The following is a 25,498-nucleotide window of genomic DNA, read 5'->3' on the forward strand; positions in this document are numbered from 1 at the left end:
ATTCACCACTCGGTTACCTCATATTCTTCCACTACAGCCCCAATTGATTTGTTACGCTGAATAACAATTTCTTTTTCAAGCCAATCACATAACTGTTCTAATCTTGCTTTCTCAAACACGATCGCAATGGGTACGCCAACGGAAAATGCCTGTTCAATGCGAGAAATTAGCTTCATAGCTAATAAGGAATGACCACCTAAATCAAAAAAGCTGTCGGCCATGCTTACCCTGTCTTGTTGCAACAACCCTTGCCAAATTTTCGCAACGCTTTGTTCCAGCTCAGTCACCGGCGCGATGTATTCGGCTTTTACAAAGTTATCTGCTTCAGGTTGTGGAAGTCGGCTGCGATCCACTTTGCCATTGGTATTCAACGGAAAAGCCGCCATCCGCACATACGCAGATGGCAACATGTAATCAGGCAAGCTAGCCGATAAATAGGCTTTAATTTCGGATAAATCCAACGGGTTAGCCGCGATAAAATAAGCGATAAGCTGCTTATCACCGGCTTCTGTATCAATAGCAATGACTACGGTTCCGGTTATTCCATCGAACTTACTCAATTGGGTTTCGATATCACCGAGTTCAATTCTGAACCCACGGATCTTGACCAGATGGTCGTTGCGGCCAAAGTAGTTGATTTCACCGTTTTGATGAAAGCTGGCTAAGTCCCCGGTTCGATACACGCGTTTCCCAAGAACCCAATCGCAATCAAGATAACGCTCTGCGGTAAGCTGGGGCTGCTGATAATAGCCTCTTGATAAACAGTCTCCTGCCAAATACAGCTCGCCGATGGCGCCCATCGGAACAGGCTGTAAATACTCATCCAAAATATAACCGGCCACGTTGGGCAATGATCGGCCAATCGTCGGCAAATCCGGCCATGAAGCAGGTTCTCCCTGTAATGTTTTAGACGTTACGACATGGGTCTCTGCCGGACCATAGTGGTTCACTAACTTACAGTGACGATGTGTCGTGAAAAATTGTCTGATGGCCGTCGTTATTTTGAGCCTTTCAGCGCTCGACACAATCACCCTTAATTCGGGGAACTGTAGCCCATTGACACCGCTATATTCAGCCAGATTCTGTAATACGGCATAAGGTAAGTTCAGAACTTGAAGTTGCGACTGCTGGATTTGCTTCGCGAGCAGCCGAATATCTAATTGAGTCGATTTATCAATAAGCCGTACTGAACCCCCAGACAACAGCGGCATGAATATGTCTTCAAAACTGAGATCAAAACCAATTGATGAGAATTGCAACCAACGGTTCGGCCCCGTAAGCGCCGGCTCAAGCTGGCTAATACCTTGTAATAAATTACTCAGCGCCTGCTGTGGCATTTCAATCGCCTTAGGTTTACCCGTCGAACCTGAGGTATAGAGCACGTAACCGAGGTAATCCAAAGAATATTCGATTGCTAAATTGTTGGTTGGCTGTTTGTCCAAGATCTCTGTGGTACGTAGGTCATCCAACAGCACAATTTTCTGGCGTTTTGCCGCAAACCTATCACTCAAGGCGCAGGTCGTTACTAAGATTTCATCAGACAGATCACCAAGAATGATGTTTAAGCGTTCTGTCGGTAATGAGGTATCCAGTGGCACATAACCAGCACCCGTTTTTAAGATGGCGATAACAGTGATGACCATCTCAAAGGAGCGTTCAATGAACATCACGATGGGAGTATTCACTTTCGCCCCACGGCTCAGGAGATACTGCGCGAGTTGATTGGTTCTCTGATTTAACTCACAATACGTCATCGTCTCGCCAGCAAAATTCAACGCAATCTCATCAGGAGTCGCCTTAACTTGAGCTTCGAATCTATCAATCAGAGTGTGTGAGTTGTCATACGGGAATACCGTTTGATTTAACGAATGCAGCAGGAACGCCCGCTCCTCAGCATCAAGGATGTCAAGTGACAGTGCGGCAACCTGTTCCTGACTTTGTAAAGCAGCAACAAGTTGCCCGCAAGCGTTGATGAGATACGCCACCAAGCGTTCAGCATCAAATCGACTGTCGATTTGGGCTGCAACAGCAAAATCATCGCCGAAATCGTCAATGGATAGGGTAATCGGGTAATTGGTACGTTCTTTTACATCGACCAACTCGATGCCGGTTTTTTGCCAAAGCTGGTTAAGCTCACTTGTCTCGCCACTCACTTCGGAGTGACGATAATTCAAAATACTGTCGAATAAACGGCTAGAACCGGCCAACTTGCTACACTGTTCAGCAATCGCAGTCGGGACTTGCTCGAATTGCAGCAAGCTAACCAGTTTTTGTTGCATTTCCTGCATTAACTGGGCAACGCTCAACTGACTCAAATCAACACGCAGTGGCAAGGTATTAACGAATAAACCAACTACTCGCTCAACATTATCAACTCCCTGCAAGCGACCAGATAATACAGTGCCGAATATGACATCTTTAGTGCCGCTGGTTTTTGCCAGAACCAATGCCCACGCCATGTGAAAAATAAGCGCAGGACTTATCTGCCATACAGAAGAAGATCGACGAATCTGTGCGGATAAATCCGCAGGCAAGCCAATTTGGATTTCAGTGAATAAGTTATTGTCAACCATTCCACTTGTGATCCCAAAGGGCGCCGTAATTTCATCAACCCCAGCCAATTGCTCGGTAAAAAACTGCTGCGCCGCTTTGGTATCGGTTTTGCTGATGGCGTTTAAGACAAACTCTCGATAACTCAACGCCTCCGGCAGTGACTTTTCATCACCTGCTAAGATAGCCAGCAACTCTTCTTGAATAATCTCCAATGACACATGATCACTTATCAGGTGGTGCTCTTGAACCATAACATAGCGCTGCTTTTGCTGGCGGTCGATAAACCGGGTTACTCTGACCAACGGCGCCTGAGTAACATCCATCCATTGTTGTGATGGTTCCATAAACTGCGCTAACTGCTGCTGGATATCACCATCATCCCTCAAATCAATGTCAACCACCGGCAATGGCGCCTCTTTATAGACAACCTGCACCGGTTCATCAATACCTCTCCAAAAAATGCCGGTTCGCAGCGCATCATGCCGCTGTACTATTTTATCCAATGCTCCAATAAAGCTTTCCATCTCGCTGTTTGACGGAAATGAATACAGCATCGGCGTCACATAAAGGTCAGATCGCCCACACATCATGTGATGGAATAAGATCCCTTCCTGTAATGGCGCCAAAGGATAAATGCCGACAATATTTTGCTCACCTCCCGGCGACTGAGATACGATCAAGGCCCGCTCAGCCTCCGATAGGGAAACCCTACTTTCCAATGCTTCATGGGTTGTTAGCTGCGGTGATTCCTGCTCGGTTGCCTGTAGTGGATCGTAAAGTTGTTTCGCCATATCCCGTAATTTCGGGTACTCAAACAAGGCCCGAATATCCAATCGATAACCCTGCTTTTTAATATGGGATAGCATCTTCATGCTCAACAACGAGTGACCACCCAACTCAAAGAAGTTAGCAACAGCACTGACTTGTGCCAAACCAAACAGGATTCGCCAAATTTCAGCCAGCAATGTCTCCTGTTCAGTGGCTGGCGCGATATAGTCAATTTCCCCTTGAGCAACAAAATCTGGTTTAGGGAGCGCTTTACGATCCACTTTACGGTTGGCAGTAAGCGGTATCTCCTCTAGCACCACAAAAGCGGCGGGGACCATATAGCTTGGTAATTGCTGACTTAATAGGTGTCGAATCTCAACAATTTTCTGCTGACCATCAAGGGTGATATAAGCCGCCAAATACTTGTGAGATGATTCATCCTCCCGAGCAATAACAACCGCATCGCGAATTGCAGGCAGGCTGCGCAACCTTGTTTCTATCTCCCCTAGCTCAATACGGAATCCACGGATCTTAACCTGATGGTCATCACGCCCGTAATATTGGATATCCCCTGCCAGAGAGTAACGCCCCAAATCGCCGGTTCGATAGAGTTTTGGATAACGACTTACAAAAGGATTATCAATAAATCGTTCACGGGTTAATTGTTCTTTGTTGATATAGCCCCGTGCAACGCCGTCACCCGCGACACAAATTTCACCAACAGCACCAAAAGGCACAAGCTGCTGGTTTTTATCCAACAAGAAGATGGCCGTATTTTGGATTGGACGCCCGATACTGAGGGTGTCCCCCTGAAAATCGTAGGCAATGCAAGTATTGACTGTGTATTCCGTTGGCCCATAAGCATTGACTAAACGGGGTAAATGCCCCGGTCGCCGGTACCATGCAACCACTTTATCCGGCTTAATCTGCTCGCCTCCGACACTGATTTGGCGAATATGCTCAGGGATCAAAACCGTCTCTTCACTGACCACTTCGTGCCAGAACGTGGTTGGCAAATTCACCGCGCTGATCTGGTATTCCCGGCACCTTTGCCAGAAAGCGGCGACATCCATCAACCAATCTTCGCCACGCAAGACCAAAGTACTGCCATTGCCAAGGGCGCCGAATATTTCCTCAATAGACATATCAAAACTGAGCGCGGCAAATTGCAGTACCCGATCCTGTTTTGAATAAAGATAGGCATCTGCAAGCCCCACCACCAGATTAACCAACGCCCGGTGTTCAATCATCACACCTTTCGGCATGCCCGTAGAACCCGATGTATAAAGAACGTAAGCCAAGTGGGTAGAACATAAACCCAATTCAGTGGAGGAAATATTGTCGGTTGAAAGTCCTGCAAACGAGGTTGTCGTCACATCAATGCTAAATGGACTATTTTCAGGCAATAACTTTTTGTTATGACTGTTAGTTATCACCATCAAAGGCTGTGCATCATCAATAATATAAGCCAGCCTTTCTTGCGGATAGGCAGGATCGAGAGGCAAATAGGCACTACCCGATTTCAAGATGGCAAGTACCGACACAATCATGTCAATACTTCGTTCAATACATATCGCAATCATTGAATCCGGTTTGGCGCCCTGAGCAACCAAATAATGTGCCAACTGATTGGCTCTGGCATTAAGTTGCGCATAAGTCAATTGCTGGTCCCCAAAGACTAACGCAATGGCATCCGGCGTTTGTTCGACAAACGTTTCTATCCGCTCATGGATACATTGGCTACGGTCATACTCTACTGTTGTCTGGTTCAGACTGTGCAACAGGTAATCCCGCTCTTCCGGCGGCAACAGCATCAAATCGCCAAGCTTGTCGGACGGAGAAGCCACTATGCTCATCAACAAGGTCGTAAAACGTACCACCAGCCGCTTTATCGTCTCCTCTGCAAACAAATCTGTGTTGTACTCGAAATTAAAAGTCAGACCTTCCTCTGTCTGGCTGGCATCCAGTGTCAATTCATACATCGCATTGCGAGTCTGCTCCGGCCTCGGACACAAACTGACCTCTTCCAATTGCAGCGCCACACTGTCATTCGTATTCATAGAAAACATGATTTGGAATAACGGTGAATAACTGGTGCTGCGTTCCGGCTGCAATCGCTCCACTAATAACTCAAACGGGACATTTTGATGCCGCTGGGCAGACAGGTTTACCTCCCGGACCGATCTCAGGTAATCGATAAACGATTGTTCCAGCTCACACTCGCTGCGCAATACCAGCGTATTGATAAAACAGCCTATCAACGGCGTTAATGATGTCTGCAAACGGTTAGCTATCGGCGTTCCCACCACAATATCTCGTTGCCCGCTGTGACGACTGAGTAGTACCGTAAACGCCCCATGCAACACCATAAAAAGAGTGCAACCCTGTGTCAGCGCCAGTTGCTGCAACCCTTTGCTAACCTCGTTGTCCAGGCTAAATTCATAACTGCGGCCATGACTGGTCTGGTTGGCTGGTCGCCCGTAATCCAGAGGCAACCCGTGTACCGGGGGTAAATTCGACAACTGTTGTTGCCAATATTCCAACCCTGCCGCTAGCTGAGCTTCCCCCTCTGGGCTGCGCTGCCAGACCGCATAATCGGCATACTGAATCTCCAGCGCCGGTAACGGGTTAGTTCGACCTTGACGATAAGCCCGGTACAAACTCGTAAATTCCTTAACCAATACTCCCATTGACCAGCCATCAGAAGCGATATGATGCATGTTAAATAACAGCACACCTTGCTCCATTGAGGTGCTGATGTAGTGACAACGCACCATTACATCTTGTGCCAAATCAAATCGGTAAGTCATTTCATGCTGAATGGCCTGTTCAATCCACGCTTCTTGCTCAGCTTCGCCCATGTCACTGATATCCGATTGGGCTATCTCAAACGACCACTCCGGCTTGATAATCTGCCAAGTTCCATTTTCATCGCTGTGGTAAACAGTACGCAGCACTTCGTGCCGATCTATGATGGTTTGCAGGGCCAGATTCGCTGCCGCCAGTTCAAATTGACCGCTTACCGTATAGGTTGACACCATGTTGTAGGCGGTGCTATCACCGCCAAACTGCTCAATAAACCAGATCCGTTGTTGAGCATAAGATTGCGGCAATAAATTTGTCTTACGTTCAATAATAGGAATTGTTTGATAACACCTATCCGACGCCGCATAAGGCACTCTCTCTGCAAGTAAAGCCACTGTCGCAGCTTCAAAGATATCTCTTACCTGTAAACGGCATTGAAACTGCTCATTAATCTTTGTGATCACCTTAGTCGCAATTAATGAGTGGCCTCCAGCCATAAAAAAGTTGTCATCCCGGCCTATTTGCTCAATGCCTAGCATTTCACACCAAATAGCTGCCAGTGCTTCTTCTGTTTCCCCGACAGGCGGCGTACTGGCTTTAACCGCAATATCACTGTCTTGCGGTGCCGGAAGCGCTTTGCGATCAATCTTGTTATTGAGCGTCAGTGGCAATGTTTCGAGCTGAATAATTGCCCGTGGCAACATATAGGCCGGCAATGTCTGTTCAAGATGTTGACGTAGCGCATCAATATCAATTTGTTGCTCGGCGACCACATAACCCGCCAGATATTGCTGTGTTTGCTGATCGTTGAGCGCAACCACAACAGAACGGGTTATTTGTGGAAACAGGTTAATAACCTGTTCAATTTCGCCAAGTTCAATTCGGTGGCCCCGTAGTTTCACTTGGTAATCATTTCTGCCCAAATAGACAAGTGAACCCTCGGTAGTGTAACGGGCAAGATCACCCGTTTTATAAACTCTGGTGGTTAAACCATCGGAGAAGGTCAGGTTAATGAATCGCTCAGCAGTCAGATCTTCACGTTTAAAATAGCCGTCAGCAAGCCCATCACCACCGATGCATAGCTCTCCCGCCGCCCCAAAAGGCACCGGTTTTAATTGTTCATCAAGTAAATAAATTGTGGTGTTGTTTAGCGGTAACCCGATAGTAACAAGTTGCCGCTCAAGCAGTTGTGCGTCTAGTTTCGCAATGGTTGACCAAACTGTGGTTTCCGTCGGTCCGTACATATTCCAGAGCGCGTGTCCTTTGTTCAACAATGCCGTTGCTGTCGCTAATGGCAACGCCTCGCCGCCACTGATCATTTTTAATGACGAGCGCCCCTGCCAGCCGGACTCAAGCAACATATTCCAAGTCGTTGGCGTGGCTTGTAACAGCGAAATGTTATGCTGTTCGAGTAGTGCGATCAGCCTAGCGGGATCAGTCACGTCCTGCTGCGCCGCCACGACACAAGCGGCACCGGACAGCCAAGGCAGATAAAGCTCTAACACTGCAATATCAAAGGAAATCGTCGTGATGGCTAAAATATTGTCCTGTGCCACACACCGCAAGTTGCCTTGCATTGAGATCAAGAAGTTATTAACCGCAGCGTGGCTGACCATCACACCTTTGGGTTTGCCCGTAGAACCCGAGGTGTAAATCACGTAGGCCAGCGCAGATGCAGCTAAACCGATCGACTGTTTAGGAATATTTGTGGTAGGCGATTGGCTAAGATCAATGTGATCCAGTAAGCAGGTTAATTCCGCAAAACCGACTAACCGTGATACACATTCGCGGTTACTTATAATACATTGTGGCTCCGCATCGCTCAGCATGTACTGCACTCGGTCAACCGGAAAGCTGGGATCAAGCGGAATATACGCCGCTCCTGCTTTCATCACGGCCAATAGTGCGGTAACCATGTCGATGCCTCTGTGCAACAACACAGCAACTCGCCCACCCGTTGAAACGCCCATAGCTCTTAATTGATGCGCTAACTGATTAGCGCAGACATTGAGTTGCGCATAAGTCAACCGTTGGTCGCCAAAGATCAGTGCAATGGCATCCGGCGTTCGTTCAGCAAACGCTTCTATCCGCTCATGAATACATTGGCTACGGTCATACTCTACCGCGGTCTGGTTCAAGCTGTGTAGCAGGTAATCCTGCTCTTCCGGTGGCAACAGCGTCAAATCGCCAAGCTTTTCGGTCGGAGAGGCCACTATACCCATCAGCAAAGTCGTAAAACGCGCCGCTAGCCGCTTGATTGTCTCTTCTGCAAACAAATCCGTGTTGTATTCGAAACTAAAAGTCAGACCCTCCTCTGTCTGCTGGGCCTCTAACGTTAATTCATACATCGCATTGCGGGTCTGTTTTGGTCGCGGCCGCAAATTTACCCCTTCCAGTTGCAATTCCACACGGTCATTCGTATTCATAGAAAACATGATTTGGAATAACGGTGAATAACTGGTGCTGCGTTCCGGCTGCAACCGCTCCACCAACAACTCAAATGGGACATTTTGATGCCGCTGGGCAGCCAGGTTTATCTCCCGGACCGAGCCTAAGTAATCGATGAATGATCGTTCCAGCTCACACTCGCTGCGCAACACTAGCGTATTCATAAAACAGCCTATCAACGGCGTTAATGATGTCTGCAAACGGTTAGCTACCGGGGTTCCCACCACAATATCCCGTTGCCCGCTGTGATGACCGAGCAATACCGTAAACGCCGCATGCAACACCATAAAAAGAGTACAGCCCCGTGCCTGTGCCAGTTGCTGCAACCCTTTGTTAACCTCGTTGTCCAGTCTAAATTCATAACTGCGGCCATGACTGGTCTGGTTGACTGGTCGCCCGTAATCCAGAGGCAACCCGTGTACCGGGGGTAAATCCGACAACTGTTGCTGCCAATATGCTAACCCTGCCGCTAACTGAGCTTCTCTGTCTGGGCTGCGCTGCCAGACTGCATAATCGGCATACTGAATCTCCAGCGCTGGTAACGGGTTAGCCCGGCCTTGGCGGTAAGCCTGATACAAGCTCACAAACTCTTTAACCAATATCCCCATCGACCAACCATCGGAAGCAATATGATGCATGTTAAATAACAGCACGCCCTGCTTCATCGAGGTGCTGATATAGCGACAACGCACCATCACATCCTGTGCCAAATCAAATCGGTAGGTCATTTCATCCTGAATGGCCTGCTCAACCCACGCCTTTTGCCCGACTTCGCCTATATCATGGATATCTGATTGGGCTATCTCGAATGACCACTCCGGTGTGATAACCTGCCGGGTTCCATTTTCATCGCTGTGGTAAACAGTACGCAGCACTTCGTGCCGATCTATGATGGTTTGCAAGGCCAGATTCGCCGCCGCCAATTCAAATTCACCACTTACCGTATAAGCTGACACCATGTTGTAGGCGGTGCTCCCACCGCCAAACTGCTCGATAAACCAGATCCGTTGCTGTGAAGAACTCAGAGGCAACTCTTGGGTTCGAAGAGTCGGTTCAATCACTGTTTCATTACCAAGGATATCTACTCTGTTTTTATCAAGAAAATCAATCAGCTCAGCTTTGTGTGCTTGAATCTTGGCTTTTAGTTCATCGGGGAAGTGAACCCCTTTTAGCTTAAACCCTAACTTACCCTCTTTACTGAATAGCAATACACCCTGCTCATAAGCGTCTTTAACTAATTTAAACATGTCCATCATAACCACCCCTCTTCACCTGCCGTTTCAAGCTCACTTTGGATTTGCCCTTGTAATTGCTGATTGCAGATTAATTCTGCAAGTTCATGCAAGAGAGGTGTCTGGAAAACCTGCATAGCGCCAAGCTCAATGACAAATGCAGCATTGATTTCCGTTACTAATTTGATTGCCAATAATGAGTGACCGCCTAGTGCAAAAAAGTTATCGTTACGCGATATTTGTTTGATATTCAGTACCCTTTGCCAAATTGCCGCCAAAGAGATTTCCGCGTCACCAACCGGTTCAATAAAATTATCGCTTTTATCATGCTCTGGATTAGGTTCAGGCAACCTCTTTCGGTCAATCTTGCCATTAGGCGTTAGCGGCCATTCTTCAACCACCACCATGACTGACGGTATCATGTAGTCCGGCAAGGATTTGGCTAATGCAGATTTGATATCCTGAATAAACTGAATTTGAGCCTGCTGCCATTCTGTACGCTCATTCATCAGCTTATCCGATACCTGTTTGATATAGGCAACCAGTTGTTTGTCGCCTGCCAAGGTTGTCGTGACCCGCACTAGAGATGAGTTCACCCCAGCTTGCTGATTGAGTTGATACTCAATCTCACCTAACTCTATTCTGAAACCACGGATTTTCACCTGATCATCAATACGACCAATGAATTCCAGATTACCGTCTGACAGGTAGCGCACCAAATCGCCGGTTCTGTACAAACGCTCACTACTATTGGTATTGGCTGTATCATGAAATGGGTTGGCAACGAAGCGTTCCTTCGTGAGTTCAGGACGATTGAGATAACCACGGGCTAAGCCCGCGCCGCCGATATAAAGCTCCCCCGTAGAGCCGTAAGGCACCAGTTGTTGCTCTTTATCCAAAATATAAGCCTGACTATTGCTAATGATCCTGCCAATAGCCGGTGTGGCGCGCACGGGAGAATCCAATCTCGCCCAAGTAGAATATGTCGTATCCTCTGACGGTCCATATAAGTTATAAACTGTTACACCTTGATTTTTCTCATATATTGCATTGACCAAATTTGCAGATAACGCCTCGCCGGCCAAATTAATAACCCTAGCCCCCTCCGGTATCGCATTTTGTTCAACCAGAGAGTTCATTGCCGAAGGTACTGTATTTATCAGGGTCACCTTGCAGTCAATGCCTTGATGCAGCACCAGAATGTCCTCAACAATACATGCCTGTGTACCCGAGACTAAAGGTAAAAATAGTTCAAATATTGATAAATCAAAGTTCAGAGAGGTTGACATGAGAACACAAGCAATGTCCTCCTTTGCATATTTCGAGCAAGCCCAACTGAGCATGGCAATTGTATTACGATGCTCAATCATCACCCCTTTAGGTTTACCCGTTGATCCTGAGGTGTAAATCACATAAGCCAGATGACCGGCAGTCAATGCCAATGAATGCTTATCCAGATTAGCGGTAGGGTAATGGCTGTATGCCGTGCTGATTTGGCTACTCGCACAGCCAAGGTTATCTAATATCACCCGATGACCGTTGAAGCCTGACAGTACCTGCTCCAGATGTGACTGGATCAGCACTACCTCAAGCTGTGCATCCTCCAACATGTAACCCAGACGTTCCTGAGGATATCTTGGGTCCAGCGGCACATAAGCACCCCCCGCCTTGAGGATCGCCAAAATGCCGATGACCATCTCTAGTGAACGCTCCACACATAAACCCACTAGCATATCCGGCTCAATAGCGTGGCGTTCCCGCAGATAGTGCGCCAACTGGTTGGATTTTTCATTGAGCTGCCTGTAAGTCAATTGGCGATCGCCGCACTCCAGCGCAACATGATCGGGGTTTTCTTCGGCCTGTTGTTCAAACAGCTCGTGGATACACTTGTTCTTTGGATATTCTACATAGGTATCATTGAGAGTATGCCACAGGTACTCGATCTCCACATTTGACAGCATCGGCAGGTCGGCAAGCGAAACTCGTGTATCGTCATCGGCCTTCGGCGCTTCGGCCAGCCCTATCAGTAAACGCGACAGGTGATCATTGAGCTGCTCAATATGTTCATGACTGAACAAGCTGGTGTCATAGACCCAGTGCAAATGCAGTCTATTTTCACTAATACTTAGATCAATATTGAGATCAAACTTGGTTTGGATATGGTTCGGAGCTATTGAATTCAGCTTCATTCCCGGCAGGCTGAAAGTAACCTCGCCAACATCACTAGTCAGTCCATAATCTGTATCGGTCGTCAACATGATTTGGAACAATGGCGTATATGCTGTACTTCTTGTTACTTGTAACTGTTCAACCAGTTGTTCAAACGGCACATCTTGATTGGCCTGAGCATCCAGATGCACCTGTTTAACATGAGAGAGGTAATCACTAAGCATCGCATGCCTGGTATCCACTCGTAGTATCAAGGTGTTGACAAAGAAACCAATCAACGTTTCCAGCTCTGCCTGCAAACGGTTCGCCACCGGCGTGCCTATTACAATGTCATGGTTGTTGCTGTGACGAGAGAGTAATAATGCCAACGCAGCATGGAACAGCATGAACGGAGTCAGTTGATGCTGTCTGGCTAAATTGACAAGTGCTTGCGTCGTCTCCTCCGGCAATGAGCCTGTCACCACCGCACCTTGATGTTGCCTTATCTTCGGTCTCGGTCTATCCAGCGGCAAATCGTGTACTGGTGGTATCTCATCCAACTGCTGTTTCCAATAGCTGATCTGCGACGCTAAATACTCACTTTGCAACCTGTCACGTTGCCAAACTGCAAAATCAGCATATTGAATATCAAGTTCCTTTATTTCGACATTGTTCCCATTGCGTAAAGCATCATAACGAGCAACAAACTCATGGGTAAGAATATCTTCAGACCAGCCGTCAGACGCAATATGATGAGCATTAAATAGCAATACGCCATTATTGGCTTGGCGCTGAATAAAGGTGGCGCGAATCATTAAATCGCAGCTTAGATCAAAAATTTGTTTAGCGTCTTTTTCCATTAATTCAGCTACACGCTGACTCTGTTGCTCCTTCGGCATACAGGTTAAATCAATATAAGTAAGCGTCAGATTTCTTCCAGATAAAATTTGCTGGAACGGATTGCCGTTTTTCTTAATGTAGACCGTACGTAATATTTCATGGCGCTCGATGATTTGATTGAGTGCAAGTTCAGCTACGCCAACATCAAATTCGCCCTCAACAGCAAATGCAATGGGCATATTGTATTCCGCACTACTTTGATCAATTTGGCTAAGAATCCACAAGCGTTCTTGCGCAAATGACAGAGGCAGTAATTCACCGGTTCGTGGCTGTTTGGGAATCGAATCCACTGTCGTCACTGTCTGCTGTTCAAGCATAGCCGCAAGCTCGGCAAGCGTTGGATGATCAAAAATAGCTTTAACGGCAATTTCCCGTCCAAATTCTGTACGTATTTTTGAAATGACCCGAATGACCAATAAAGAGTGGCCGCCGAGGTAGAAAAAATTGTCGTTTCGACCGACCTGGTTAACATTGAGTACTGATTGCCAAATACCGGCTAATGCTTGCTCTATCTTGTTGGCAGGTTCGATCCACTCAACGTGATGATTCACTAAACAAGGCTTCGGCAATGCATGGCGATTAATTTTATCCGCCGCGTTCAATGGCATCTTATCCAGAATCTCATAGTAGCCGGGGATCATATAATCCGGTAAGTGATGGCTTAATCCCTGCTTAATGTTATTAATAATCTGCTCAACCTGAGCAACATTTGCAGTTAATACCAGATAAGCGACCAGGCAATTCTCACCCGTTCTGTCTTTATGAACCAGTACCGCTGCTTCCGCCACTTGGGATAACTTCACCAAGGCCGACTCAACTTCCCCCAGTTCAACACGAAAACCACGAACTTTTACCTGATTATCGATACGCCCAATGAGTTCGAGATTGCCGTTGGCGTTCCAATAACCTAAATCGCCGGTGCGATAAAGCCGAACCCCATGCCCGTTCATGGTGTGGAAGGGGTTATCTTTAAAACTTTCTGCCGTTTTTTCCGATTTATTCCAATAACCTTTGCCCACACCAACACCGGACACACACAATTCGCCAATAACATGAGTCGGCAAAATTTGCATATGCTGATCCAGAACATACATGGTCAGGTTTGGCAACGGCTTGCCTATAGGAATATTTTTAACCTGCTCTGCTAGCGGTTTATCAATAATAAAATAGGTAATATCGTCCGATGCTTCGCTAGGCCCGTAACCATTCATCACCGGAATCTTAGGGTAATATTGCAACCAGCGATTAACCAAAGGCACAGGACAAGGTTCGGCAATAATCATTAACCATTTCAAATTCGGCAATGGCGTTGCTGCCTCACCCTGACTAAGCAAGTGTTCTAACAATATTTTCAACACGGACGGCGCAGTTTGAATCAGATGAATATGTTCGTCTTGCAACACACGAACATATTCAGGCAAATCCATCGCATCAGGCAGAATGACTGTTTTTCCCCCACTTAACAAAGGCGCCAGAAATTGCCACACAGATACATCGGAAGAAGACGCTGCACTTTGTAGAAAGTTACGTGATAACAGTTGGTTATTACGTCCCATAAAACCGAGAACATCAAATTCGGCATCAATATGATTCAAAGCCCCGGCATGGTGTACCAACGCGCCTTTAGGTTTGCCAGTAGAACCGGAAGTATAAATCATATAAGCCAGATCATCAGGATAACACTCAACCTCCGGGTTAGTATTTGGGTAATGATCCAATGAGGGCCAGTCCACATCCAGCCGAAAACGTTTCTGACCATTGAAGGTTAACCTATTTAAATGGCTTTGCGTTAAAACCACATTAACCCCAGAGTCAGCCAACATATACGATAAACGCTCAGGTGGATTAGTGGGGTCCAAAGGAACGTAAGCAGCGCTGGCTTTCATAATGCCGAGCATGGCAATGACAAACTCAATGGAACGTTCAGCATAGATAGCAACAATATGATTGCGTGCCACACCTTGTTCGATCAAGTAGTGAGCAAGCTGATTAGCGCGCTGATTAAGTTCAGCATAAGTGATGCGATTTGTATTACATACAGCAGCAATGGCCGCAGGTGTTTTTACTACCTGATGTTCAAAGCGTTGATGAATCGCCACTGTTTTATCATAAGCAACGACAGGGCTGTTAAACTCGTTAATAATCCGCTGTTGTTCGCGAATAGGCGTTATGGATAATGTCAGCAATGGTGTTTGCGGAGCTTGACCAAGCGCATGAATAATCTCTTCCAATGCTGTTCTCATATAAGTCAGAACATTATCCGCCCCGACTTGTGACTCAACATGAACTTGTATGATGAAATCATCATTGAGTTGCTCAACGCCCATTTCTAACGGATAGTTGGTGTACTCTTGAGTGCCTATCATTTCAAAATGATGGCTTTGGTTGGCAACAGCTAATTCGCTTTTATGACTGAAATTCAACAAACTGGTAAACAAGGGCGTGCCACCCGGCAAAGCGCTGTAACGCAACGCCTCGGAAAGCGGAAAATGCTCATAGTCGGCTAATTCAATTAGCTCATCATGAATCTGCTTTAATGCTTCGCTGACCGACAAATCCGCCAAGTTAATGCGTATAGGCAACAAATTGATCAACATACCCAGAATACGATCGCTACCACGAATAGCTTGCTGTCGTCCTGACATCATGGAGCCAAAAACAACATCGGATTTACCGCTGCATTTGGCAACCACCAACGCCCAAGCCAAATAAAAAATATTCGCAGCACTGATGCAGTGTTGAATAGACAAGCCAATAATCTGTTGCGCTAAACGCGGACCGACCAATTCTCTGACAGTCTCTATTTTCAATCCGTCGTTATAAACATTTAATAACCCGAAAGGCGCGGTGGTTTCAGCAACATCAGACAATTTAGCTTTAAAGTAATCAACACCGCTATTGGATTGATTAGCTCTTAACGAATAAGCAACAAACTCACGATACTGAACCGGGGCAGGTAATAATACATTGGGATCTTCAAGCAAAGCGTGCATTTCTGCAATTTGCAATAAGACAGAAATATGATCACTGAGTAAATGATGTTGCTTTAATAGTAGAAAACACGCATCGCTCTTCGTATCTTTAGCCGCAATCGCTTGCATCATAGGCGCACGATCCAGCTTCATATAGTGGTGTTCAATAGCAGATAATTCTGACAAAGTTTCCAATGCTGAGCAACCTGGAGCAACAGCTTGCCATTGTAAAGGAACAGAAGCAGTTCGATGAACAACCTGAACCGGAGAAGTTAAATCATGCCAATGAATAGAGGTGCGGAAAATATCATGACGCGCCACTATCTTATCAAGCGTATGTAGAAATGCTGTCAGCTTTTGCTCATTAGTAAACTTTATCAGAATGGGAATGATATAAGTATCATGCTCTTCATTCATTCGATGGTGAAAGAAAATGCCTTCCTGCAACGGTGATAATGGGTAAATATCTTGTATGTTACCGGCGCCGCCCTCAACTTGTCGGCAAATAATTGCGATCTCTTTTTCATTCAGAGTCACCATATCCAACATATCAGGCGTGATATGTTCAACGTGCTCTGCAAGCTTGTTAACTACCGCCTCTTGGCGGGTTGACGTTTCCTCATCCTTACGGACACAAGATAGATGCAATGCCAGTTCTGCCAGCGTGTTAGTTCGGTAAATCGCGCGCATAGGCAGTTCATAACCACGCTGAGCCAACTCTGCTCGCATTGACATAATTAATAAAGAGTGACCACCCAGAGCAAAAAAGTTGTCATGGCGGCTGACTTTATTTAAAGCTAATAACGATTGCCACAGTTGTGCTAATACCCGCTCGGCCTCGCCTTCAGGGGCAACAAATTCCTGCTGACTATAATCTTGTTTTTGTGGTAGCGGCAATTGCTTAAAATCTAATTTGCCGTTTTGTGTCAGTGGTAATTTTTCTAACTGCACAACGGCAACAGGCAACATGTAATCAGCCAGTTTGCTCTTCATCGCTAGACGAATAGCATTAATATTAATGGTTCCTTCAGCAACAACATAAGCAATTAATTGCAGTCGATCATCAGAGCCAAGCTGTCGAGGATAGACAACCGCTTCATGAATGCCGGGATAATCCATTAATTGATTGCTAATTTCTTCCGGCTCAATACGAAAACCGTTTATTTTTACTTGGTTATCATTGCGCCCAATAAACTCTAAATTACCGTCGGGTAACTGACGTACAATATCTCCCGTGCGGTAAAGTCGCCCCGGACCAAAAGGATTAGCCACAAAGTACTTCGCGCTATCTTGTTCACGATTAAGATAGCCGCGTGTTACACCTGTTCCACCAATATATAATTCCCCCTGAAACCCTGATGGAACACTTTTTAAATTCGTATCTAATATATAAAGTTGGGTGCCATAATTAGCTTTACCAATGGGAATCATCGCCGTGACATCAGCCAGGGATGCCATGCAATAAGCGGATACGGTCACGGTTGTTTCGGTCGGGCCGTATGTGTTGATAAGTCCGATAGCAGGACCATGCTCGAACCATTCGCGAGCACTAACGGATTTAACCATTTCGCCGCCTAAGATCACTAAACGTAGTGAAGAATCAATAGGTTGACGACTGTGATTCACCAGTTGATGCCAAAAAGCGGTAGGTAAACTGGTCACCGAAATTTCATGGCGTCGGCAAAATGCCCAAAATGCATCAAAATCGTAATGAATATCATCAGCTCGTAACACCAGAGTGCCGCCGTTACATAAAGAGCCAAAACATTCTTCCACAGAAATATCGAAGCTGACCGAAGAAAACTGCAAAAACTTATCATGTTCAGTCAGTCTATAAGACTCTGTAATATGCGCGACAAAATGGCTCAACTGCTTATGCTCAACCATCACCCCCTTGGGCTGTCCCGTTGTGCCCGAGGTATAAATCACATAAGCCAGATGTTCCAACTGTAAACCAATATTGCTTGCGGATATATTTGCCACAGAACGCAGGGCCAAATGTTCATTAAGCTGAGCATCATCAAGCAATAGTGTTGTAATCTTGCATGCTGCGAATCGATGTGCAATAGAAGACACTGTTATGCAAACAACAGGTTCAGCATCGGTCAGCATAAACTGCAAACGACCATCGGGATAATCTGGGTCCATCGGTACATAAGCAGCTCCGGCTTTCAGCGTCGCCAACATCGCCACAACCATCTCACTCGAACGCGGCAAGCAAATCGCAACACGGCTATCAGGCCGAACCCCCTGCTCAATTAAATAGTTAGCTACCTGATTGGCTTTATTGTTCAATGTGGCGTAAGACATTTGTCGTTCGCCATCCACGATAGCAATAGCATCAGGACGTCGTTCAGCATATTGCTCAATTTGCTCATGCACTAATGTGATGGTCGAGCAAGCAAGTTTTTCGCCTGCCACAGCAGATTGACTTAGATTCCATAACTCCTGCTCAACGTCTTTACTCACCAGATCAAGTGAAGTTAATAACGCTTCAGGCTGTGCAACCATTTGTTCAACCAAAGTCATAATGCTTTGCAATAAATGTTCAGCCTGATGTGACGAGAAATAATCATGACGATAGTCTAATTGGAGCTGAGTGCTTTGCTTATCGCCGTAATTACATAATATAACGGTGAGAGGAATATCTTCTCGCCCATGACTAAGGTAATTAGTCTCCGTATCCAAGCCACTAGAGCTGAAATCAAAATCAATCTGTTGATAGTTAAAAACAATATCAAAAAGACGTTCACGACCTTGAGCACGTAAAGACAAATCCTTATATAAAGCACTCGAAGGATAAGAGCGATAACGATAGCCACTTTTTATCGTACGTGCTGTCATTGCGACTGATTCAGCCACCGACATCCGCTCATTTTGCATGCACATTATCGGTAGCATTGACATAAACGAGCCAACCATATTGCGTTGAGCTGATGTAGTACGATTATGTAAAGGCGTCCCGATGAGGACGCCATCACTTTGGTTGATACGGTTTACTAGGGAAGCAATAGCTGTAATAAAAAGTGGCGATATTGCTAAATTGTATTGACTCGCCTTGGTTAAAAATGACTGATATCTATCAGGTTTGATAAAGTATACAAGCCTGCTATTTTTTCTTGAATCGGCAGTGTCAAAGCCTTCTTTCCTACATTGGAAAGGCACATCCGGCAATTGGTGGAGCAACTCTTTCCAGTACTTAGCAGCCTTTGCGAGTTGCTGACCATAATTCTCCGGTAACGGCTGCGCAGCAAGATCAAGAAACCGTTCCCCCGTGTTTTCTTTAGGCGTATTTCCCAAATCTAATTGCTGATAGGCGTCGAAAATACTTCGAAACCAGTTAGCATAACCGACACCATCAATGATGATGTGGTGAGAAATAAAGTATAGCCAGAAACGATTCGCAGCCAACTGAATTAAGCCGACTCGATAAAGAACATCCTGCGCTAATCTAAATGGCTCAGAGAATATCCGTTCAATAATAGCCAAAGCTTTAGATTCCGCCCCTTCTTCATTCGAAAGATCTAAATGAGACAGTTCAAAGTGATGGTCTTGAACAATATGAGCAAATTCAACTGTACCGTTTAGCAAATCCGAATCAAAATGACGCGGCATTGAGTACTTATCTACTATTGAACATCGAAGTACCGCGTGTTCTTGGATAGTGTGTTTTATGGCACATTCGAGATTTTTTATATTAATAGATTGTTTAATCTCAACATAACCACCTATATTGAACGCTGCGGTATCCTCTCTATTTATATGATCAAGATAAATTTCTTTTTGCTGTTGGTTTAGTGGAATAACAAGCTGTTCAACTTTATCTAGAAACATACTATAATCCCTTTGAAAGATATTATTCTTGGTTTTTATTATTTACAAGCTCATTAAAATTAGCTCCTCACAATAATTTCAGCTAGCATTTCCTCATACTCTTCATAATAGCCGACTTCTACAAAGCCAAAACGTTGATAAAATGATTTATGGCGTTCGCTAGTTTCGTCATAGCAGACAGTAATCCTGTGACAATCAGATTGCTGTTTCATTTCATCCAATAATAACTGCATAGCCATACTTCCAATACCTTGACTTTGGTAAGATTTATCAATCATCATTCGATACAGATTATATTCGTTGGGTTTTCCTTCATTAACGCAACGCTCATACATTGCAAAACCAACTACATCCTCGCCGTAACAGATCACTCTTGCTCTGCAATATTCATTAAAATGTGATTCGACAATTGACTCTGAGTTTGGTGCGACGAAAACTTCTTGTCCAGGTTCAACTTCAAGAGACATTACATCCTCATAGTTGTCTTTATCGACATCAACCAAAGATACTTTCATAATTAACCTGCTTACTTTTTAAGAAATATAATTAAGATACGGGCGGTACTTCTCGAAAAAACTTTCACGCTTCATTAATCCCAAAAGTCCACATAAACTTAGCCAATTGTAATACAGATTTTCACGCGGCATTTTTTCTTTAATGCTCTTAAAACTTACAATGGCTGAAGCTCGAGTATGAAAATCGACATTAAAAGAAATGCTATCAGTCAACGTTCTTACATGATGCAGCATACCCGCGGGCATGATTAATATATCGCCCTGATGCACTTCAATCGTGGATTTATTTATATTAGCTATCTCACCAACATTCTGAACTTCTGGATTATACTCAAACCAGCGCCACCCTCGACGAGAACAGGCTTCTCTTTCTTCCCAAGGAATAAAAGAGAATCTCTTGCTTCCCTTTATCTGAAAAAATAAATTGTTCGTTCTTAAAGTATCAAAATGCAGTGGCGTTATGGCTCCGACTGGAGACATAAAAAATTGGGCAAATTTCCACCATTCATTTCGGTAAAGTTTTGGCAAAATAGTTAACGGAAAATCACCAATGTCATCAAGTAAATGCTGTGCTTGTAAAAAAATAGGAATGTCATGACAATAGGGAATATCGTTACCCATCTCTCCTTTTTTATATGCATGCAGAATTTCTAAATAACGATACATTTTGGCTTGTTCAAAACGCACACCATTTGCATCAAAAAATTTGATCACAACGTCAATTTGAGGAAACTTATCTTGAAAATATTCAGAATTCCATTGTTTTATCGCAGGCCAGTCTTGCAGTAATCCTCGGTAAACAATCGCGTATCCCCGAGCAAGTGTGTGATGAAATTCAAGCTGATTAAACTGAGTAAGTTCTACTACACGGCTCATAATTCTACACTCCCAGCTAAAACTTTATTCCCAATTGCTGCTAATCGATAACCTTTGGTCTTCACTTTCGCAGTTATTACTATTCCTCGATTTTAAACTGGCGAGAGCCTGTTCTATAATATTCAATCCTTTTACAAGTGTGTCTTCGTCAATGGTCAAGGCCGGCATCAATTTCAACACTTCATCATTGGGGCCACATAACTCCACAATCAAACCATTTTCAAAGCAATGCTTCACCAAATACTGTGTTAATGAGGAATCAACCATTTCTATACCTTGCATTAATCCAATCCCTTTAACTCGCAGTACAAATTCATAATATTCTTTAGCTAAAGAGTTCAAGTACATTCGAATTAATTCAGCCTTATGCTGAATTATCTTCTGAAAAGCGCTATCACCCCAATATTCATTTAACATCGCTTTTGAAGCAACAAATGCTAAGTTATTACCTCGAAATGTGCCGTTGTCCTCTGCCGGTTTCCACACATCAATATCGGGAGAAATAAGCAGTAAAGACATAGGCAGCCCAATACCGCCAATAGATTTGGAAAGACAAACCAGGTCAGGTTTAATATTTGCGCGTTCAAAACTAAAGAATGTCCCGGTACGACCACAACCAGATTGAATGTCATCAACAATTAATAAGATATTGAACTCCTCGGTGAGTTTTCTCAACTCCCTCAACCATTCAACAGAAGCAACATTTAATCCGCCTTCTCCTTGTACAGTCTCGAGAATTACCGCAGCGGGAAGATCAACCCCTGAACTGGAATCGGTAAGTAACTTTCTAAAATATCCTATATAATCAAATCCTCCATCGATATAACCATCAAATGGTAAGCGCGTAATTTGAGAATATAGTCCGGGTTGGCGATGATGTTGACTACCTGTTAAACTGAGCGATACCCCTGTCATACCGTGAAAGGCGTTGGTAAAACAAACAATATTTTCTCTTTTTGTATACTTTCTTGCTAATTTTACCGCAGATTCAATAACGCTCGTGCCCGTAGGGCTGGTAAATTGTAAACGATATTCAAGCTGTCTCGGTTTCAAAATTTTGTCAACAAATGTCGATATAAACTCCATTTTTGCTTCCGAGTACAAATCAAGCCCCATAATAATACCATCATCTTGAATATACTTAAAAATTTGTTGTTTTATGATTGTATTATTATGTCCATAGTTCAACGCGCCAGCACCACATAAAAAGTCAATGTAACTTTTACCATCTATATCGATTAAGGTAGAACCTATACCCTTTCTAAATATTACGGGAAATCTACGGCAATATGAACGAGCTTTAGACTCATAATTATTAAATATTTCTTCTATTTCCATAATAACTCCACAGTAATCCAGATAAAAGCTATATTGATTTAAGTTGGAGCAACCTATTTATATTGAGTCAATCATAATATAATAACTAAAAAAGTTATTTCTGTTGTAACTTTTTCATTATAATATTTAGTTTATAACCTATCAAACCATCAAGGTAATCGGGTATTCTCCTATCCTTTCACTATACCCGTCATCTTTCAAGTTGCCTCTTTGTTGGCTGCACTCGCTCACCCCGGTCACATAGTTCTCTATGCTCCCAGTGATTCACTCCCTTGCCGTCGCGATGCATCTTGAAATCTATAGGGTATATACCATAATAGCCCTAAAGCCTCTCCCGATACATACAGGTTTAAATCACACTTCATAACATCACTATTTTATTTACTCATTTATTTTTCTAAGAGAATATATTTCTACTACCTATAATTGTTATCCGTAATAATTACCTACAATTGTTACTGGTAATTATTACCTATAATTAGTGATTGTTACCGGTAATTTTCACTTCATAACAGGTAGAAATAGATTTGCATTAATATAATGCTTTTCCAATCACAGAACTCTGTATATTCCTAATATCTATTTTTCCAATAGTTCCATAACTAAATCTACTACAATTATACATTTGATTAAATTACAGGCAGTCAATGTCGTAATATTTAATTCTGTGCTTCAATATACCGCTGGAAAATAATAACCAGCCAACACATGTGAAGGCAGAAGCAAAACACTGCTTGGAACAATTGTTTATGTTTAGATAATAAAAGGAACGTTAACACAAGCTGAACATTAACACAAATACAAGCCAAACACCAATCAAATAAATAGAAAAATAATAGAAAAATTTAATATATTATAAAGAAACCTTACTTGCTTTCGAACTCAGGAGTGAGTGCAGCCAACAAAGAGGCAATTTGAAAGATAACAGGTATATTCTCCTGAAATAAACAGAGCATTAATACAAACATTGCTCTTACTTTGTCCTTGGAGTTAATTAACAGACGTTATAATTATGCTCAACAGAAAAAACCAATCAGGAAGCTCACTTCGTAACTCCCGATTAGTACGTTCTATACCCACTGACGCGGAAATACATCCACTGAATATAGACATCTATATACGATGACCTCAACAGAGTCTTATTATGCATTTGCGACAATAATAATTACGATTTGCTTACCAACCCCAAAAAACACAATAAATATTTATCATTTAGCAAAAAACAGCTTCTCGAATGACGTCTAATGAAGCAGGATTTTCAATCAGGGAAAGATCACCGGGTTCACGCCCTTCACATATTGCCTGCATGGTTCGACGCAACATTTTTCCTGAACGTGTTTTAGGAAGCTGAGAGACAAAATAGACTCGTGCTGGGCGACCCACACTACCAATCTGTTCATTCACCAAGCCCATCAAAACCTTTTCCAAAGCAGCAAAATGCTCGGCGCTTTGGATTTCCTTCCCATCCTTAAGGACAACAAAGGCAACTGCGGCTTGTCCCTTGATCACATCTTTGATGCCAATAACAGCGACTTCGGCAACATCTTCATGGCCGGCAATACACTCTTCTATCTCCCTTGTTCCCAGACGGTGCCCGGCCACATTAATCACATCATCCGAACGCCCCAAAATAAAATAATAACCATCACTATCACGGATACCCCAATCGAATGTGGAGTAAACAGTGTGATCAAAGTGTCGCCAATAGGTATTGAGAAAACGTGAATCATCACCATAAATAGTTTGAATACAACCCGGAGGTAAAGGCCCTTCAATAACGAGCATTCCTTTTTCGTTATCACCACACTCTTCTCCGGTCAGTTCATTGATGAGCTTGACATGAAAGCCATACATCGGGAAACCTGTACTGCCAAATCGACTCGGCCTGTCATCCAAAGTGCGGGCGATAGCCATAATCGGCCAACCGGTCTCGGTCTGCCAGTAATTATCTATGACCGGGACATTAATAGCCTCAGCAATCCAGCGCGCGGTATGCTCATCTAGCGGTTCTCCCGCCAAATACAATGTCTTAAGTGATGAAATATCGTATTTACCAATATATTCAACCGAATATTTTTTCAGCACACGAATCGCCGTAGGTGCTGAAAACATCCGTGTTACCTGATATTTTTCTACTATTTTCCACCAAATGCCCGCATCTGGCCGTATCGGCAGCCCCTCATACATAATCGTCGCCATTCCTGCGATTAAAGGCGCATAGACAATATAAGAGTGCCCGACGATCCAGCCGATATCTGAGGTGCTAAAAAACACCTCCCCCGCTTTACCACCAAAGATAATATCCATAGACGTTGCCAGTGCGACAGCATAACCGCCAACATCACGCTGTACGCCCTTTGGGGTACCCGTCGTGCCGGATGTATAGAGCACACAGGAGGTTTCATTTGATTCAAGCCAAGTCACGGGCACGTCAGCATCAAAGTGCTCTTGCCGCAATGTAGCGAAATCGATATCTCTCCCCGGCACCCAAACCATTTCCGACAGTCCGCGGTTAACCATCAACACATGACGGGGTTTGTGGTTCGCCAGTTCAATGGCTTTATCCAGTAACGGCTTATAAGGAATCACTTTTCCACCACGCGATCCGCCATCAGCAGACACCACCAACACAGGTTCAGCATTATCCAGCCGAGTAGCAAGGCTCTGAGAAGCAAAACCACCAAAGACAACAGAGTGAACGGCACCGATACGGGCACAAGCGAGCAAAACAAACAAAGCTTCAGCAACCATTGGCATATAAACTAAAACCCTGTCGCCTTTTTTAACGCCCAGAGAGAGCATCATAGCCGCCGTTCTATTCACTTCCTGATGTAATTCCCTGAAAGTAAATACTTTCTCACTATTGGTTTCTGTTGAAATCGTGATAAGCGCTTTGGCATCGGGCTGGCTTTCCAGCCAGCGATCTACCGCGTTGTAACATAGGTTGGTTTTTCCTCCGCAAAACCAGCGGGCAAAGGGAGGATTGCTATGATCCAGCACTTGTTCAAAAGGGTGTTGCCAGAAAATGCGTCGAGCTTGTTCTGCCCAGAAAGAATTGGGATCATCAATGGATTGCTGGTAAAAAGCGTTGAATGACATAATCTCTCCT

General features: G+C 44.4%; 6 protein-coding genes. All 6 read right to left on the minus strand.

From position 1 onward, the window contains the following. Positions 1-2 precede the first annotated feature (2 nt). A complete protein-coding gene (locus C6H66_RS10315; RefSeq protein ID WP_248000654.1) occupies positions 3-9,830 on the minus strand; it encodes a non-ribosomal peptide synthetase in 9,828 nt (3,275 codons plus the stop codon). Further along, positions 9,827-19,660 carry a non-ribosomal peptide synthetase gene (locus C6H66_RS10320; RefSeq protein ID WP_105395538.1) on the minus strand — a complete coding sequence of 3,278 codons (9,834 nt, stop codon included), beginning with the start codon at positions 19,658-19,660 and terminating at the stop codon, positions 9,827-9,829. The genes C6H66_RS10315 and C6H66_RS10320 overlap by 4 nt, the downstream gene beginning before the upstream one ends. 59 nt (positions 19,661-19,719) lie before the next feature. After that, positions 19,720-20,175: a GNAT family N-acetyltransferase gene (locus tag C6H66_RS10325; RefSeq protein WP_046395872.1), complete on the minus strand. Its 456-nt coding sequence runs from the start codon at positions 20,173-20,175 to the stop codon at positions 19,720-19,722. 18 nt (positions 20,176-20,193) lie between these two features. Beyond that, the gene (locus C6H66_RS10330; RefSeq protein WP_046395871.1) at positions 20,194-21,051 is read right to left on the minus strand and encodes a cupin-like domain-containing protein; all 858 of its coding nucleotides are present in this window, start codon (positions 21,049-21,051) and stop codon (positions 20,194-20,196) included. Positions 21,052-21,075: 24 nt separating this feature from the next. Next, a complete protein-coding gene (ectB, locus tag C6H66_RS10335; RefSeq protein ID WP_046395870.1) occupies positions 21,076-22,389 on the minus strand; it encodes a diaminobutyrate--2-oxoglutarate transaminase in 1,314 nt (437 codons plus the stop codon). 1,212 nt (positions 22,390-23,601) lie between these two features. After that, positions 23,602-25,488, minus strand: coding sequence for a propionate--CoA ligase (locus C6H66_RS10340; RefSeq protein ID WP_105395539.1), 1,887 nt, complete (start codon positions 25,486-25,488; stop codon positions 23,602-23,604). Positions 25,489-25,498: the final 10 nt, after the last annotated feature.

This window comes from Photorhabdus hindustanensis (assembly GCF_002968995.1).
Taxonomy (GTDB): Bacteria; Pseudomonadota; Gammaproteobacteria; order Enterobacterales; family Enterobacteriaceae; genus Photorhabdus; species Photorhabdus akhurstii.

Coding starts and splice junctions, on each gene's coding strand:
- C6H66_RS10340 (WP_105395539.1), bottom strand. CDS start 25,488: ATGTCATTCAACGCTTTTTACCAGCAATCCATTGATGATCCCAATTCT.
- C6H66_RS10325 (WP_046395872.1), bottom strand. CDS start 20,175: ATGAAAGTATCTTTGGTTGATGTCGATAAAGACAACTATGAGGATGTA.
- C6H66_RS10330 (WP_046395871.1), bottom strand. CDS start 21,051: ATGAGCCGTGTAGTAGAACTTACTCAGTTTAATCAGCTTGAATTTCAT.
- ectB (WP_046395870.1), bottom strand. CDS start 22,389: ATGGAAATAGAAGAAATATTTAATAATTATGAGTCTAAAGCTCGTTCA.
- C6H66_RS10320 (WP_105395538.1), bottom strand. CDS start 19,660: ATGTTTCTAGATAAAGTTGAACAGCTTGTTATTCCACTAAACCAACAG.
- C6H66_RS10315 (WP_248000654.1), bottom strand. CDS start 9,830: ATGATGGACATGTTTAAATTAGTTAAAGACGCTTATGAGCAGGGTGTA.